Annotated in this window: 12 protein-coding genes and 1 tRNA gene; 8 read left to right on the top strand and 5 right to left on the bottom strand. The window is 43.1% G+C overall.

What is annotated here, in order from left to right:
- Nucleotides 1-141 precede the first annotated feature (141 nt).
- Nucleotides 142-1,782: a cation:proton antiporter domain-containing protein gene (locus ACTD55_RS12610; protein ID WP_438864690.1), complete on the top strand. Its 1,641-nt coding sequence runs from the start codon at nucleotides 142-144 to the stop codon at nucleotides 1,780-1,782.
- A 102-nt stretch (nucleotides 1,783-1,884) separates the two neighbouring features.
- Here ACTD55_RS12610 and ACTD55_RS12605 read toward each other — a convergent pair.
- From ACTD55_RS12605 to ACTD55_RS12590, 4 genes are all read right to left on the bottom strand, one after another.
- Nucleotides 1,885-1,960, bottom strand: a tRNA-Phe gene (locus ACTD55_RS12605).
- A 183-nt stretch (nucleotides 1,961-2,143) separates the two neighbouring features.
- Nucleotides 2,144-2,416, bottom strand: a complete 273-nt coding sequence (locus ACTD55_RS12600) for an oxidative damage protection protein (protein WP_438864689.1) — start codon at nucleotides 2,414-2,416, stop codon at nucleotides 2,144-2,146.
- A gap of 272 nt (nucleotides 2,417-2,688) precedes the next feature.
- Nucleotides 2,689-5,817, bottom strand: coding sequence for an efflux RND transporter permease subunit (locus tag ACTD55_RS12595; protein ID WP_438864688.1), 3,129 nt, complete (start codon nucleotides 5,815-5,817; stop codon nucleotides 2,689-2,691).
- A gap of 23 nt (nucleotides 5,818-5,840) precedes the next feature.
- Nucleotides 5,841-7,001, bottom strand: a complete 1,161-nt coding sequence (locus ACTD55_RS12590) for an efflux RND transporter periplasmic adaptor subunit (RefSeq protein ID WP_438864687.1) — start codon at nucleotides 6,999-7,001, stop codon at nucleotides 5,841-5,843.
- A 323-nt stretch (nucleotides 7,002-7,324) separates the two neighbouring features.
- Here ACTD55_RS12590 and ACTD55_RS12585 point away from each other — a divergent pair, with 323 nt between their 5' ends.
- Nucleotides 7,325-7,960 carry a TetR family transcriptional regulator gene (locus ACTD55_RS12585; protein WP_438864686.1) on the top strand — a complete coding sequence of 212 codons (636 nt, stop codon included), beginning with the start codon at nucleotides 7,325-7,327 and terminating at the stop codon, nucleotides 7,958-7,960.
- A gap of 11 nt (nucleotides 7,961-7,971) precedes the next feature.
- On the opposite strand, the gene mutY is transcribed toward ACTD55_RS12585, so the two are convergent.
- Nucleotides 7,972-9,018, bottom strand: a complete 1,047-nt coding sequence (gene mutY, locus ACTD55_RS12580) for an A/G-specific adenine glycosylase (RefSeq protein ID WP_438864685.1) — start codon at nucleotides 9,016-9,018, stop codon at nucleotides 7,972-7,974.
- 78 nt (nucleotides 9,019-9,096) lie between these two features.
- Here mutY and ACTD55_RS12575 point away from each other — a divergent pair, with 78 nt between their 5' ends.
- The 6 genes from ACTD55_RS12575 (at nucleotide 9,097) to arcA (ending at nucleotide 14,807) form a co-directional block, all read left to right on the top strand.
- Nucleotides 9,097-9,789: an alpha/beta fold hydrolase gene (locus tag ACTD55_RS12575; protein WP_438864684.1), complete on the top strand. Its 693-nt coding sequence runs from the start codon at nucleotides 9,097-9,099 to the stop codon at nucleotides 9,787-9,789.
- Nucleotides 9,790-9,843: 54 nt separating this feature from the next.
- Complete coding sequence (gene trmB, locus ACTD55_RS12570; RefSeq protein WP_438864683.1) at nucleotides 9,844-10,566, top strand: tRNA (guanosine(46)-N7)-methyltransferase TrmB; 723 nt, start codon at nucleotides 9,844-9,846, stop codon at nucleotides 10,564-10,566.
- A gap of 9 nt (nucleotides 10,567-10,575) precedes the next feature.
- Nucleotides 10,576-11,586 (top strand): methyltransferase, encoded by a 1,011-nt coding sequence (locus ACTD55_RS12565; RefSeq protein ID WP_438864682.1) that lies wholly within the window; start codon nucleotides 10,576-10,578, stop codon nucleotides 11,584-11,586.
- A 164-nt stretch (nucleotides 11,587-11,750) separates the two neighbouring features.
- Nucleotides 11,751-13,394: an ATP-binding protein gene (locus ACTD55_RS12560; RefSeq protein ID WP_438864681.1), complete on the top strand. Its 1,644-nt coding sequence runs from the start codon at nucleotides 11,751-11,753 to the stop codon at nucleotides 13,392-13,394.
- The gene (locus tag ACTD55_RS12555) at nucleotides 13,391-13,921 is read left to right on the top strand and encodes a YfiR family protein (protein WP_438864680.1); all 531 of its coding nucleotides are present in this window, start codon (nucleotides 13,391-13,393) and stop codon (nucleotides 13,919-13,921) included. Before ACTD55_RS12560 ends, ACTD55_RS12555 begins: the two co-directional genes overlap by 4 nt.
- A 178-nt stretch (nucleotides 13,922-14,099) precedes the next feature.
- A complete protein-coding gene (gene arcA / locus ACTD55_RS12550; RefSeq protein ID WP_438864679.1) occupies nucleotides 14,100-14,807 on the top strand; it encodes a two-component system response regulator ArcA in 708 nt (235 codons plus the stop codon).
- The last annotated feature ends 21 nt before the right edge of the window (nucleotides 14,808-14,828 follow it).

Below are 14,828 nucleotides of genomic sequence, written 5' to 3'. Positions count from 1 at the left end.
CCGTGCTATTTTCGGAAAGCATTGGACTATATTCACACCCGCGCTTATGCTACTTATATCAATGAGGACAAAACAACCTATGTTTTTTAACTTTTTGTTATAAGACTGTTGATTTATTGCTAAATCACCCGAGGCTAATGTATGGATTCGACCCTGATAATCATCTTTATTTCATTAGCGATTGCCAGTGTGCTGAATATTGTGCTGAAGAAGTTTTCTATCTCGCACATTATCGGTTATATCTTTACCGGTACTATCATCAGCAATATTTTTCATTTTAATGGCAGTCAGGATCTCGATTCTCTAGAGCTGATTGGCGAGTTTGGCATTGTTTTCTTGATGTTTACTATTGGTTTGGAGATTTCCTTTTCCAAACTGAAAAAAATGAAAGAAATCGTGTTGCTCAATGGCACTCTTCAAGTGGTATTAAGCGCACTGGTAATATTCCCCATTGCCCATTTTATATTTCAGCTGAATACCACCTCGTCAATTATAATCGCGTTGGCATTTAGTTTGTCTTCCACCGCCATTGTGCTGACCTATTTAAAAAAATCCAAAGATATTGTCACCCCTTATGGTGAAAAATCAGTGGCAATCCTGGTCTTTCAGGATTTGGCGGTCATCCCCATTTTATTACTCATCAGCTTCTTGGCTAATGATCAATTATCTATTGGCGATGTCGTACTCAAGACCCTGCTTTCAGCCACGCTGGTCATCGTTTTTATGTTCACGCTAGGCAAAAAACTGATTGAGTGGTTATTGCATTTTTCCACCAATGCCAAGTTGGAAGAGCTGTTTTTAGGCTCGGTACTCACTATTGTTATCGGAGCATCTTTGCTGGCCCACGAAATGGGTTTTACCTATTCATTAGGGGCCTTTATTGCCGGAATGATCATTGCCGAGACCACGTTCCACGTCAAAGTCGAATCGGATATTGCCTCTTATAAAGATATTCTGCTCGGCGCTTTTTTCTTCTCGATTGGTACTAAAATCGATATTTTGTATTTCTCCACTCACCTCTATTTAGTGTTTGGGGTGTTGATCTTCACCATGTTAGTCAAAGCATTAATCATTTATGCCTTGATGAAACGTAAATCAAATAAGAGTGATTCAATTAAATCGGCCTTAGCGTTATGCCAGATTGGTGAGTTTTCTTTTGCCATATTCACTTTGGCTATTGGTGAGCATCTGGTATCTGAAGAGCTGGGCAGCTTTCTGATTTTAGTCACTGTTTTATCGATGATTATTACTCCCTTTATGGTCAACAATATTTATAAACTGGCCTCTTATTTTGTCGTGGAGTTTTTTGAATCGGATAAAATTACCCCGATTAACAACACCAACCACACCATTATCTGTGGCTTTGCCATCGTCGGCCGAATTGTGGCCAAAGAGCTGGATAAACGCGGTATCGATTTTTTAATTATTTCAGATAACTTGCAGCACGTACTGCTAGCCAGAGAACGAGGCTACATGGCTTATTTTGGACACTTGGACAAACGTCCGGTGCTGGAGTCGTTAAAAGTAGAGCAATCCGCCAGTGTGATCATCACGGTGAATACCTTGCTGAATAAAAAGATTATTTGCCAAGCCGTCCTCGACTACTATCCCCATGCCAATCTGGTGGTGAAAATTAATAGCCTCGAAGAAAAAGCGGCCTTAAACGGCATCGCAATTAATTCATTTGTACATGCCCAACATGAAGCGGCTGTATTACTGGTGAAGAAAAGTCTGGCACCAGTTAATAAGCCTTTATCTGACAATACCGCACTAGTGGAATAAGCAAACCCCAAAAGAATTCATGCACCGCCTGGAATCGCTTATTACTTTGGGACATCAGAATCAAAAAAGCCCCGCAATAACTTGCGGGGCTTCGTTGAATAATGGTGCCCAGACTCGGAATCGAACCAAGGACACGAGGATTTTCAATCCTCTGCTCTACCGACTGAGCTATCTGGGCACAAAACTGGTTAAGCAGTAAATATTTATCGGTGCACTGCTTAGGGATGCGTATTAAACGGATTTCGCGGTTTTAAGTCAACCTCTTTTTTACTAAAAATGTTTCTTTGCTTACTGTTTAAACAATATTGTGACTGAATGCTTCTATTTCGTTCAACTTTACCAAGAATACCATCTTTAACCGTTATTTTTCTGGTGGTGTGTAACCTTCTACTTCGACATCTTTGCCTTCGAATAAAAAGTCTTGCATAGCACCTTCCAAAAATTTTCTATGCTCGGCATCCATCATATTTAACTTTTTTTCGTTAATTAGCATGGTTTGCTTTTTTTGCCAAAGTGCCCACGCTTCTTTACTAATATTGTCAAAAATGCGCTTACCCAATTCACCGGGGTAAAGTTGAAAATCCAGACCTTCTGCGTCTTTTTTCAAATATTGGCAAGATACGGTTCTACTCATAACGAATTCCTTAAGTACGGCTGTAATCTGCTTATTCTATCAGATTAAAAACCGGAGTTATGCAGTGAACAATAGTATCGGTTAGATTTTGTTACTGCACGGCTCAGCGCTCTGCTTCACATTCCAGCATAGATAACAGCATTGCACCGAACAAATAGGCCATCACCGGGGCTAACATTAGCCCCATTAGTTGCCAGTCAATCATCATTATTACCTCACTCGTCCACTGAATTCGTAACTAATATTCGATAGTCGCCTTTTTATGCCCGATATTAGGCATCATCCTCACTGGCTTTTTGCTTAGCCGGAAAGAGTCGACGCACAGACACAAAAAATAACGGCACAAACAATATGGCCAAAATCGATGACGCCAGAGTTCCACCTATCACCGCAATACCCAACGCATTCTGTGCGCCTGAGCCGGCACTTGAAGCTAGCGCTAGCGGTAATACACCACATATAAAGGCCATTGACGTCATTAGGATTGGCCGCAAACGCAAACGAACAGCTTCAATCGCAGCCTCAACCACACCTAATCCCTGCTCCATTCGATGAATGGCAAATTCAACTAGCAGAATGGCATTTTTAGACGCTAACCCAATGGTGGTCAGTAAACCCACCTGTAAATAAATATCGTTAGACAGACCAGCCAACCAAGCGGCGACAGCGGCACCAAAGACCCCAAGCGGTACAATCATCATTACCGATGCCGGTATCGACCAGCTTTCGTACAGTGCGGCCAAACACAGAAAAACCACTAACAAGGACAAGGCATACAACAATGGTGCCTGACCTCCACTTAAACGCTCTTCGTAAGAAATCCCGGTCCATTCAAAAGCAATTCCATTGGGCAGTTGTTTTACCAAGCGCTCCATTTCATCCATTGCCTGTCCGGTACTGTAGCCAGGAGCCGCTGCCCCCTGAATTTCCATGGATGAAAATCCGTTGTATCTTTCCAAACGTGGTGAGCCATAGGTCCAGTGTGAACTGGCAAAAGCAGAGAAGGGCACCATTTCTCCATTACTATTGCGCACATACCACTTGTTTAGATCTTCCGGTGCCATGCGGCTATCAGCGGTACCTTGCAAAAATACTTTTTTCACTCGACCACGGTCAATAAAGTCATTAACGTAACTACTCCCCCACGCCGTTGATAAAGTACTGTTAATCGCGCCTTGGCTTACTTTTAATGCTTCAGCTTTGGCTAAATCAATATCCAGTGACAATTCCGGCATATCCTCCTGGCCATTCGGGCGTACACCAGCCAGAATCGGGCTTTGCGCTGCCATGCCTAACAACATATTCCGAGCTTGTAGTAATTGATCGTGACCCAAACCAGCGCGATCTTGCAGATACATGGCAAAACCATTGGCGGTGCCCAATTCAACAACCGCAGGAGGAGCAAAAGCAAACACAAAGGCTTCCTTAATTGTCGAGAAAAAGCCCATTGCCTTGCCCGCCACCGCGCCTACTGATAAATCAGCACGCTGACGTTGATCCCAATGCTTTAAGTTAACAAAACCAATTGCGGCATTCTGACCAGAACCGGCAAAACTGAAGCCGGCAACCGTAAAGACGGCTTTAACGGCTTCTTTCTGATCAACCAGAAAATGATGCTCCATTTTCTCCAATACTTTTAATGTTTGCTCAGTTGTCGAGCCGGCAGGTAACACCACCTGATTAAATAAAATGCCTTGATCTTCATCGGGTAAAAAAGAAGATGGCAACTGACTGAAGATATACACCATACCGCCAAATATGAGGGCATAACATAGCAAGTAACGTTTACTTTGCTTGACCATCCGACTGGTAAAGCTCTGCGTGCCTTTGTTAGTGCGCTCAAAACCACGATTAAATCCGGAGAAAAACTTGCCTATCAGCGAGCCATTGGTATGCACATGGCTTGGCTTTAACAGGGTGGCACATAATGCCGGGGTTAATATCAACGCGACTAATACCGATAATCCCATCGCAGAAACCAGAGTGATTGAGAATTGACGATAAATAACCCCGGTAGATCCCGGGAAAAACGCCATCGGCACAAACACCGCAGAGAGCACCATGGCAATGCCGACCAGTGCGCCTTTAATTTCATCCATAGATTTACGAGTGGCCTGAATCGGCGATAAATTTTCTTCGGTCATCACCCGTTCAACGTTTTCAACCACAACGATGGCATCGTCCACCAGCAAACCGATGGCGAGCACCATGGCAAACATGGTTAACGTGTTGATGGAAAAACCAAAGGCTGACAGGATGGCAAAGGTTCCCAATAACACCACCGGAACTGCAATAGTAGGAATTAATGTGGCGCGGAAATTCTGTAGGAACAGGTACATCACCAAAAAGACCAATACCACGGCTTCGAATAAGGTACTGACTACTTTTTCAATCGATAACTCAACAAAAGGCGTGGTGTCATAAGGTACGACTACTTTTAACCCTTGCGGGAAGGAAGGTGATAAATCGGCAAGCGCTTTTTTCACACCGGTGGCAGTATCCAGAGCATTGGCGCCACTGGCTAGTTTAACGGCAAGACCAGATGCCGGTTTACCATTAAACCGAGCAACCACACCATAGTTTTCACCGCCCAATTCCACTTTGGCAACGTCGCCCAAACGCACAACTGAACCGTTGCTTTCGGTTTTAACCAGAATGTCACGAAACTGTTCGGGGGTTTGCAAACGGCTTTGTGCCGTTACGGTGGCGTTAAGTCGCTGCCCTTCAACTGCAGGCATGCCACCTAACTGACCGGCTGACACTTGAGCATTTTGTGCACTAATAGCAGCACTAATATCCGCAGGAGTCAGTTTGTAATTTAACAGTTTGGCCGGATCAAGCCAGATACGCATTGCGTATTGGGAACCAAACAGCTGAACTTCACCCACCCCATCAACGCGGGAAATAATATCTTGTACATTGGAAGCAACATAGTCACCTATATCAATGTTGTTCATGCTGCCGTCTTCAGAAACAAAGCCGGCCACCAACAAAAAGTTACGTGCGGATTTAGCGACTGAAACCCCCTGACGCTGCACTTCTTGCGGTAATAATGGCGTGGCCAGTGCTAATTTATTTTGCACCTGAACCTGAGCAATATCCGGATTGGTATCGGCAGTAAAACTCAACGTCAGACTCATTGAGCCATTAGATTCAGAGGTAGATGACATATACATCAAGCCATCCAAACCTTTCATTTTTTGTTCTATTACCTGGGTAACCGTATCTTCAAGCGTACGGGCGGATGCACCAGGATAATTAGCACTAACGCTAATAGCGGGTGGGGCAATAGACGGATATTGTGCAATAGGTAACGCTTTAATCGCCAGTATACCGGCCAGCATAACAACGATGGCTAGTACCCAGGCAAAAATAGGTCTATCGATAAAAAATCGTGACATTAGGGATCTCCGTGTATTGGGCTTTATTGAGCGTTAGCAGTAACTGACTCGGCTGGTACAGCCTGAACCGAAGCGCCAGGACGAATTTTTTGTAAACCTTCTACAATCAATTGGTCTCCTGCTGACAAGCCTTTCTCAATTAACCAGTTAGCCCCAATGGTGCGGCCAGCTTGTAAAACACGGGCTTCCACTTTTCCTTCTTTATTGACCACCATCGCTGTGGCTTGGCCTTTAGTATTGCGACTGATCCCACTTTGCGGGGCCAAAATAGCATTTTCTTTTATGCCTTCCACCACAACCGCACGCACATACATACCGGGTAATAATAATTTATCCGGATTGGCAAACTGTGCTCTTAAGATCACTGAACCGGTGCTGGAATCCACTGTGACATCTGAAAACTGCAACGTTCCTTTATGCGCATAAACAGAACCATCTTCCAATTTCAATTCAACAACGGCTTGAGCCGCTGCATCAGAGTCAATAGCACCTGACGCCAGTGCCCGTTTTAACTCTAACAGTTCGGTACTGGACTGGGTTAAATCCACATAAACCGGATCCAGTTGTGTAACCGTAGTGAGCGGAGTACTTTGATTGGCACTCACTAACGCCCCAACAGTGACTGCGGACTTACTTATTTGACCACCGATAGGGGCAGAAACCTGACTGTAATTAAGATTAATTTGGGCAGTTTTCAATTGAGCCTGCGCAGTTAGCAAATCGGCTTGTGCTTGTTTGTAAGCCGCATCTGCTTCATCAAAATCTTGCTGACTTACCGCGTTAATTTTTAATAATTCGGTATAACGGGAGGTTTTTGCCTTGTTGCTGGCGATACTGGCCTGAGCTCGAGCCACTGACGCTTTGGCGCTGGCTAAATCAGCTTCAAAAGTAGCAGGATCAATCTGATACAAGGCCTCACCGGCTTTGACTTCACTGCCTTCAACAAATAAACGCGACTGAATAATGCCACTTACCTGAGGACGGATCTCGGCAATTTGCGATGCCACAATCCGGCCCGGTAACTCTTTAGTCAGGGTGACCGCCTGACTTTTTAGCGTGATCACACCTACCGGCACGGCCTGAGCTGCTGGCGCAGCGGCTTGTTGCTCTTGTCCACAACCGGACAATACTATTGATCCTGCCAACACAGACAGGGCAAAAAATACGATACGAGAACGCTGCATTCTAATACTCTCACCTTTTAAGAATGAACACTCATTCTATATTGTTAAATTAACTGTCACCAATCATTGTCGCCATAAGATATAAGGAGATCTATTCGAATTCGTGATTAGTCATTCAATAAATTAAATTTACATACATACATGAATGTTTTGTATTTTAATGGTTTTTTGATTAATATTGCAACCGTTAATTAAATCCAAGGCTGCCTTGAAGGCAAAATATCTGGTTAACGCCATAAAGAGTGCAACAAAATGTAATAAATAAATGAAAACTGTGGTTTAAATCGGTAAACGACAAATAGTTTTTTCTTTTAGAGGTCATTATGGTCAGAAAAACCAAAGAGGAAGCAGCGGCAACGCGTAATTTGTTGCTCGATTCTGCTGAAGTAGTCTTCTTTGACAAAGGCTATTCCCATACCACGTTAATGGATGTGGCAAATCATGCCGGGTTAACTCGGGGCGCGATTTATTGGCATTTTAAAAATAAGATTGAGTTATTTGCCGCCATGGTCGAGCGGGTGCATTTACCCTTGGAATCTTTGGCTGAAGCTTGTGCAGATGAAAATGAAACCGACCCGATGGGAAAATTCAGGGATTTTTCGGTAAAAATTCTTCAGCAACTCGCCGTTGATCTGCAAATGCAGCGGGTGTTCTGCATCATGATGCATAAGTTTGAGTATAATGGCGAAGTGGAAATCCTCGAAAGTCGCCAGATTTGTGCATTTAGTGAATTTACTAACCGTATTGAACGTACTTTCAGAAATGCCATTAAACGAGGACAATTAAGTCCGGATTTAGATACCAAACAAGCAGCATTAGCCAAACATGCTTTTTTCTCGGGTATCATGAATAACTGGTTGCTCTACCCGCAAAGTTTTGATTTGGCGGAAATGGCTGAATCTCTGGTTGATAACTACTTTTTTATGCTGCACAACAGCCCGCACTTAAGGGTAAAGTAGTCAATTTACAGCTACAGCACTGAAAAAAGCTGTTTGGTGGGAGCCGCTAGTCCCACCCCTTCCGCCTGATCAAGATCGTACCATCGTTGTTGCTCTTCCATTACCATGGAGGACGAGGGAGCGTGAGCCAATTGCAAAATAATTGGTTGAATATCCAGATGGAAATGACTAAAGGTATGTCGAAAGGGGGCCAGTTTTTGGGTTGTATACTGCCCCAGGGCAAGCTGTTCAGCCACTGCATTGATTTCAGCAATATCATCCACTTGATGAAAACCCCATAATCCGCCCCAAATTCCCGTTGGGGGCCGTTTGTAAATCAGAATATGACGCTGCCATTGAGGTATTAGCATGATGGTAGAGCGAACCGGAATATTTTTTTTCGGTTTTTTGCCGGGAAAATCCGTTTGACGTTGTAACGCTTTTGCCTGGCATGCCTCACTCACTGGACAGCGATCACATTTGGGCGAACTGCGAGTGCACAAGGTCGCTCCCATATCCATCATCGCCTGATTATAATCAGCAGTGCGTTGGGTTGGAGTCAAGGTATCGGTGAGTTGCCACAGTTGCTGTTCAACGGCTTTATTACCTGGCCATCCTTGTATGGCCGCAAATCGTGCTAATACCCGTTTAACATTACCATCTAAAATGCTGTGTGGCTGACCACAAGCTAAAGATAAAATCGCCCCGGCAGTAGAGCGCCCAATCCCCGGTAACGCCATAACGTCATGCAAAGATTGGGGAAATACACCATCATAGTCACTCACGATGATTTTGGCGGCTTTATGTAAATTACGCGCCCGTGCGTAATACCCTAATCCCGTCCAGTGGTGCAAAACATCATCTTCCGCAGCACTGGCTAAACTCTGTATATCCGCAAACCGCTGCATAAATCGCTGATAGTAAGGAATCACCGTCGCCACTTGAGTTTGTTGCAACATGATCTCCGACACCCAAACAGAATAAGGAGTTTTGTCTTGCTGCCAAGGCAGATCTTTACGACCGAAGTGATCAAACCAATCAAGAATTTGCTGTGAAAATAAAGAATCAATGCTAGGCACGGGTAATTGTTATCATCGTCGTGGCTGAAAAAGATCGGTATGATACCGTAACACACCCATTTAAAAAGCCCTGAAATAATGCCTACTAATCCACCGCTCGTCTTTTTACCCGGCACACTATGTGATGAACGCTTATGGATGAAGCTCTGGCAACAGATGGATATTCCCGAGCGCCGTTATGTTCCTCTGCAGTGGGCAGAAACCCGGGAGCAAATGACAGGGTTAACCGATTATGCAATTGGTGGTGATAAGGTTCATTTAATCGGTTTTTCCATGGGTGGCTTTATTGCCACTCAGGTGGCACTGCAACAGCCGCAAAATATCGCCTCATTAACATTAATTGGCTATAACAGCGCCGGTCTTGAATCTGCAGAAATTCAACAACGTCACTCCATCATTCAAGCATTAGACAAAGGCCAATTTAAACCAATGAGTGATACTCGCCTTAGCCAGTTTGTTTATTCAGCAGGACAACATTATTCAAGTGCGGTGCAAACCGTAAGGGCAATGGAACAAGATTTAGGTGGCTCGGTTCTTAAGTACCAACTCAAAGCCACTTCAAGCCGTTCCGACTTTAACGCCCAATTGGCTTCTGCGCCGTTTGCAGTCAATATTATCGCTGCGGCACAAGATAACATAGCGCCGCTGTCTCAATTACAGGCCATGCATCAGCAATTACCCAATAGCCGTTTATACGTCATTGAACAGTGTGGTCATATGCTGCCACTGGAAGCCCCGGAGCAATTAGCCCAACAATTAATGATGTTGTAACTTCAACTGATTGTTATACTAAGCGGCTTTACTAGCCAAGATAACAGCCACAACATGACCGACAGTACATCCGATCAACAATCTCCTGAGCAAGAAGCGCCTTATCTGCGCAAAATCCGTAGTTTCGTCAAACGGGAAGGACGTTTGACCAAAGGCCAACAAAAGGCCATCGATGAATGCTGGCCGAAGATGGGATTAGAACATCAACAAGGTCTACTGGATTTTAGCCAAATATTCGGACGCAGTGCGCCAGTAGTATTGGAAATTGGTTTTGGTATGGGTAAATCACTAGTGGCAATGGCCGCCGCCGAACCAGATAAAGATTTTATCGGTATTGAAGTCCATCGCCCCGGTGTTGGCGCCTGTTTAACTGAAGCACAAGCGGCCGGGCTAACTAATCTGCGTGTTTTTGAACACGATGCAGTTGAAGTACTAGCCGACTGTATTGCCGATAACAGTTTAAGCCGAATGCAATTGTTTTTCCCTGATCCCTGGCACAAAAAACGCCACCATAAACGTCGAATTGTACAAGCAGATTTTGCCCAGAAGTTACGTCAAAAACTGCAAGTTGGTGGCGTATTCCACATGGCGACCGATTGGCAAAACTATGCTGAATATATGCTGGAAGTCATGTCTGCCGCGCCTGGCTATAAAAATTTATCTGTAGATAATGATTATGTGCCACGACCCGAACACCGTCCATTAACTAAATTTGAGCAACGCGGCCACCGCTTAGGCCACGGAGTCTGGGATTTAATGTTTGAAAAAATCAACTAGAGTCTCACTATGCTAAGCCTTCCAAGCCAACTATTAATTAAAAACCAACAACAGTTTAATCAGGGTAAATGGTTGTTGGTCAACCCTGAAGATGTGGAGGTATTCAGTCAATTACCTAACCAAATGGACGGGTTTTACCAGTATTTTGATGTTTACCAACAAGCCGAGCATTTAGCTGGAGCACATACATTTGCCGCTAGTATTGAGACCGAGGTGCCTTATGATGGTGCGGTTTTATATATGCCCAAAGCCAAAGCTCAAGCACAGATGTTGTTGGCAAATCTGGCAAGTGTCATTAAACCCGGTGGCAGTTTATGGTTGGTTGGGGAAAACAAAGGCGGTATTAAAGCCGCACCGAAATTATTATCACCTTATGGCCAACATGTGGTTAAACAGGATTCCGCCCGGCATTGCAGCCTGTTCCGCACCACAATTGAAACCCCTCAGCCAACTTTTGATTTAAGCCAATGGCAAAGCCACTTTGAAATTAATATCAATGACTGTCGGTTAACTATTTGCTCTGTTCCAGGTGTGTTTAATCATGGACAACTCGATCCAGGTACTCGCCTACTGCTGGAATGCATCAAGCAGGTTCCTGATGGTAAAGTCCTCGATTTTGCCTGTGGTGCAGGCATTGTTGGGTGCTATTTAGCTAAACAGAATCCGGCAACTGCATTAATGATGAGTGATATTAGCGCCTTGGCATTACATTGTGCCCAACAAACCGCCGCATTAAATCAGATAAAGGCAAATATCGTTCCTTCCAATGGATTAAATTCGATTCAAACTAAATTTAATGCCATTTATACCAACCCGCCTTTTCATTCCGGAGTTAAAACCGATTATCAAATTACCGAGAAATTTATTACTGACGCCAAACAGTCTCTGGTGCCCAAAGGGAGTTTAACCTTAGTGGCTAATTCATTTCTTAAGTATCCGGAGCTGTTGCAGCAACATTTAGCTAAACCTGTCACATTAGCCGCAACCACTAAATTTAAAGTCTATTATTGCCAAAAATAGTCAGAAAGTGTCGTTCTTCGGTGTGTGTATCTAGTTGATATTTAGAAATTATTAATCAATTTCGTGACAAATTACATGTAAAGGCATTCCCTTTTTCTGCGGTTTATTACAATATGGCTATTAATTCAGCACTGATTTAAATATACGAGCTCAATAAAAATAATATGTCTAATAGCGAAAGAATGTTATCCATCAAAAGTCTGATGCTATATGTGGCAATGGCAACTTCAACTATTGCCCTTGTCATCACTGCCGCTATTTTTGAATATCGCCTTGAGCAATCTTATAAAGATCAGATGATTGAAAATACCAATATGTTTGCCGAGTTCCTTGTCAAAAACTCGGTTGTTGGGGTTTTATTTGCCGATCCAAAATCCACCGAAAGCGATTTAGCTAATCTAAGTGGTGTGCCTTTCATCGACCACGCTCATATATATGCCTTTGATAATGACAAGTCTTTATATCTGTTTGCCAGTTATAACCGCCAAGGCACTAGCCATATTGAAACGGTAATAGACAAGCTCGACCAATTAATGGTGCCGACTTTATCTGACGATGCCTTGGAGATTGTCAAACCTATTACCCATAACGGTGATGTTATTGGTTACTTATTTTTAAATGTTCCCACCACCAAGCTAGATGAATTGCTACTCAATACGGTAATGATCACAATTGCCATACTTTTTGTCGTGATCATGTTCTCATTGTTGTTAACGCTGGTATTGCAGAAGAAAATAACCACTCCAGTAGAGGAGTTGGTGAGTTTAGTACAAAATATTTCTCGGGATAAGGATTACTCGACTCGGGCTGACATCAGTAATATTAACGAATTAGCCATTTTGGCCAATGCCTTTAACCGATTGTTAGCACGTATTCAGAAACACATTCAGGATCAGCAAGAAGCCGAAGATGAATATCGTAGCCTGACGATTAATTTGGAAGAAAAAGTTAATCAACGTACCGTCGCATTAAAAGAAGCTAATCAGGAATTAATTCAAACCCTGGAAAAATTACATGAGTTTCAACGGCAATTAGTCCAAAACGAAAAAATGGCTTCGTTAGGTGACATGGTGGCGGGTATTGCCCATGAGGTGAATACGCCTATCGGACTAGGTGTTACCGCATCAACCATGATGATTGATCGGATTAACCAGATTCAACAAGACTTTGACAACAAGACCCTCAAAGCCAGCGCGCTAGAGAAATTTCTGGCCGAGAGTAAAGAAAACCTTAACATTGTTTATCGCAACCTTAATCGTTCAGCCGACCTGATTTCCAGCTTTAAGCAAGTTGCCGTTGATCAAAATAACGAAATTAACCGAACATTCCGCGTACATCAGTTAATTGATGAAATTTTATTGTCATTACGCCCGCGTTTACGTCAAACCAAACACAATATTGTTATTACTTGTGATGAACAGTTAATGGTCGAATGTAAAGCAGGACCTTTACATCAAATATTAATCAATCTGATTATGAATTCATTAATTCATGGATTTGAATTTATTGAAATTGGCACCATCAACGTAAGCGTAGAAATGCCAAGCAATGACAAACTTTGTATCACTTATACCGATAATGGCAAGGGCATGCCTGATGAACTAAAAAAACGTATTTTTGATCCATTTGTTACCACTAAACGCGGAAAAGGTGGCAGTGGCCTTGGCATGCACTTGGTTTTTAACCTAGTCACACAAGGTTTGGGAGGAACCATTAATGTTGAAAGTGAAGTGGATCATGGCGTTAAATTTGTTATTACCTTTCCAGTAATCAAAGTCGAATCTCCCGAGCAGGAGAACGACTTATGAAAGCACTATTGAAAACCACTATCAGCGCAGCTTGTTTGCTGTCTGCCTTTTCTTCAATGGCCGCCAACTTGAAGCCGGCACAAATTCGCGCCCCGTTACTTTATCATCTGGCCGAATTCACCCGTTTTCCTGCTGATAGATTATTAAAACAAAAGATTAATATGTGTTTTTTAGAAACACCGCCTTTTGCCCATGCCAAAGAACTTGAGAAGGCGAAAAAAGTCACGGTTAATGATACTCCACTGGATATAATTAAATTAACCAGCATCGATAGCATATCCACAAGCAACTGCCATTTGTTGTTTGTCTCTGAACCATACGAATCAGAACAATTAATTGCCCAACTTCAGCAGATTAATCAGAAAACATTAACCGTCGGAGAAAGCCTGTCGTTTGTAAAAGACGGTGGGGTAATGTCGATTGTACCGGGTAACACGACAATGAAAATTGTGATTAACATGCAGCAATTAAAAGATTCACCGTTTAAAATAAATTCAGCGGTGGTGAACTTGGCAACGCTTTATTAACGTTTAAGGAGCGGGTTATCTTTCCTGTTGAGCAATAAACATTTTTCTATAAAGGTAAAATAATGGTCATTGTGAAAGATAAACAGACGCTAAGTTATAAATAATAATTCCAATGGTGAATTGTTATGCCATTATCTGATAAACTCTATACAGATCATACATTAAGGCTGGAAAAAAGATGCAAACACCAATCATACTCATTGTAGAAGATGAAATTGTCACCCGAACCACTCTCAAAAGTTTGTTTGAAGCGGAAGGTTATCAGGTACTAGAAGCTGAAGACGGTGAACAAATGCATGATTTGTTTGCTAATAACAATATCAATCTGGTCATTATGGATATTAACCTTCCAGGTAAAAATGGCCTATTGTTAGCCCGGGAAGTGCGCGATCGCAAAAATATAGGTTTAATCTTCCTGACCGGCCGAGATAATGAAGTTGATCGTATTTTGGGGCTGGAAATCGGTGCCGATGATTATTTAACCAAGCCATTCAATCCTCGCGAATTAACCATCCGCGCGCGTAACTTGCTATCCCGTACCTTGAATAATAATGAAGATGCGGATTTACCTAGCCGGGTTAATTTCAATGGCTGGAGTTTAGATGGCGATAGTCGCAGTCTTGTTTCTCCAGATAAAGTAGAATTCAGACTGCCACGCAGTGAATTCCGTGCCATGCATTTATTTTTACGCCATCCAGGCAAGATACTGACCCGTGAACAGTTGATTATGGAAATGACCGGCCGCGAATTGCGCCCCAATGACCGTACCGTGGATGTCACCATCCGCCGGATCAGAAAACATTTTGAATCTGTTCCTGGTGCAGAAGAGCTAATCGACACCATTCACGGTGAAGGTTATCGTTTCTGTGGGGCGGTGGATAATTAAGCCCTGTTAAAGAATCAACTA

It is taken from the genome of Neptunicella sp. (assembly GCF_048268085.1).
Taxonomy (GTDB): Bacteria; Pseudomonadota; Gammaproteobacteria; order Enterobacterales; family Alteromonadaceae; genus Neptunicella.
This window is presented reverse-complemented; position numbering and strand designations above follow the sequence as displayed.

What these genes read in the sequence shown, in the direction of transcription:
- ACTD55_RS12610 (WP_438864690.1), top strand. Translation starts at nt 142, where the DNA reads ATGGATTCGACCCTGATAATCATCTTTATTTCATTAGCGATTGCCAGT.
- ACTD55_RS12600 (WP_438864689.1), bottom strand. Translation starts at nt 2,416, where the DNA reads ATGAGTAGAACCGTATCTTGCCAATATTTGAAAAAAGACGCAGAAGGT.
- ACTD55_RS12595 (WP_438864688.1), bottom strand. Translation starts at nt 5,817, where the DNA reads ATGTCACGATTTTTTATCGATAGACCTATTTTTGCCTGGGTACTAGCC.
- ACTD55_RS12590 (WP_438864687.1), bottom strand. Translation starts at nt 7,001, where the DNA reads ATGCAGCGTTCTCGTATCGTATTTTTTGCCCTGTCTGTGTTGGCAGGA.
- ACTD55_RS12585 (WP_438864686.1), top strand. Translation starts at nt 7,325, where the DNA reads ATGGTCAGAAAAACCAAAGAGGAAGCAGCGGCAACGCGTAATTTGTTG.
- ACTD55_RS12575 (WP_438864684.1), top strand. Translation starts at nt 9,097, where the DNA reads ATGCCTACTAATCCACCGCTCGTCTTTTTACCCGGCACACTATGTGAT.
- trmB (WP_438864683.1), top strand. Translation starts at nt 9,844, where the DNA reads ATGACCGACAGTACATCCGATCAACAATCTCCTGAGCAAGAAGCGCCT.
- ACTD55_RS12565 (WP_438864682.1), top strand. Translation starts at nt 10,576, where the DNA reads ATGCTAAGCCTTCCAAGCCAACTATTAATTAAAAACCAACAACAGTTT.
- ACTD55_RS12560 (WP_438864681.1), top strand. Translation starts at nt 11,751, where the DNA reads ATGTCTAATAGCGAAAGAATGTTATCCATCAAAAGTCTGATGCTATAT.
- ACTD55_RS12555 (WP_438864680.1), top strand. Translation starts at nt 13,391, where the DNA reads ATGAAAGCACTATTGAAAACCACTATCAGCGCAGCTTGTTTGCTGTCT.
- arcA (WP_438864679.1), top strand. Translation starts at nt 14,100, where the DNA reads ATGCAAACACCAATCATACTCATTGTAGAAGATGAAATTGTCACCCGA.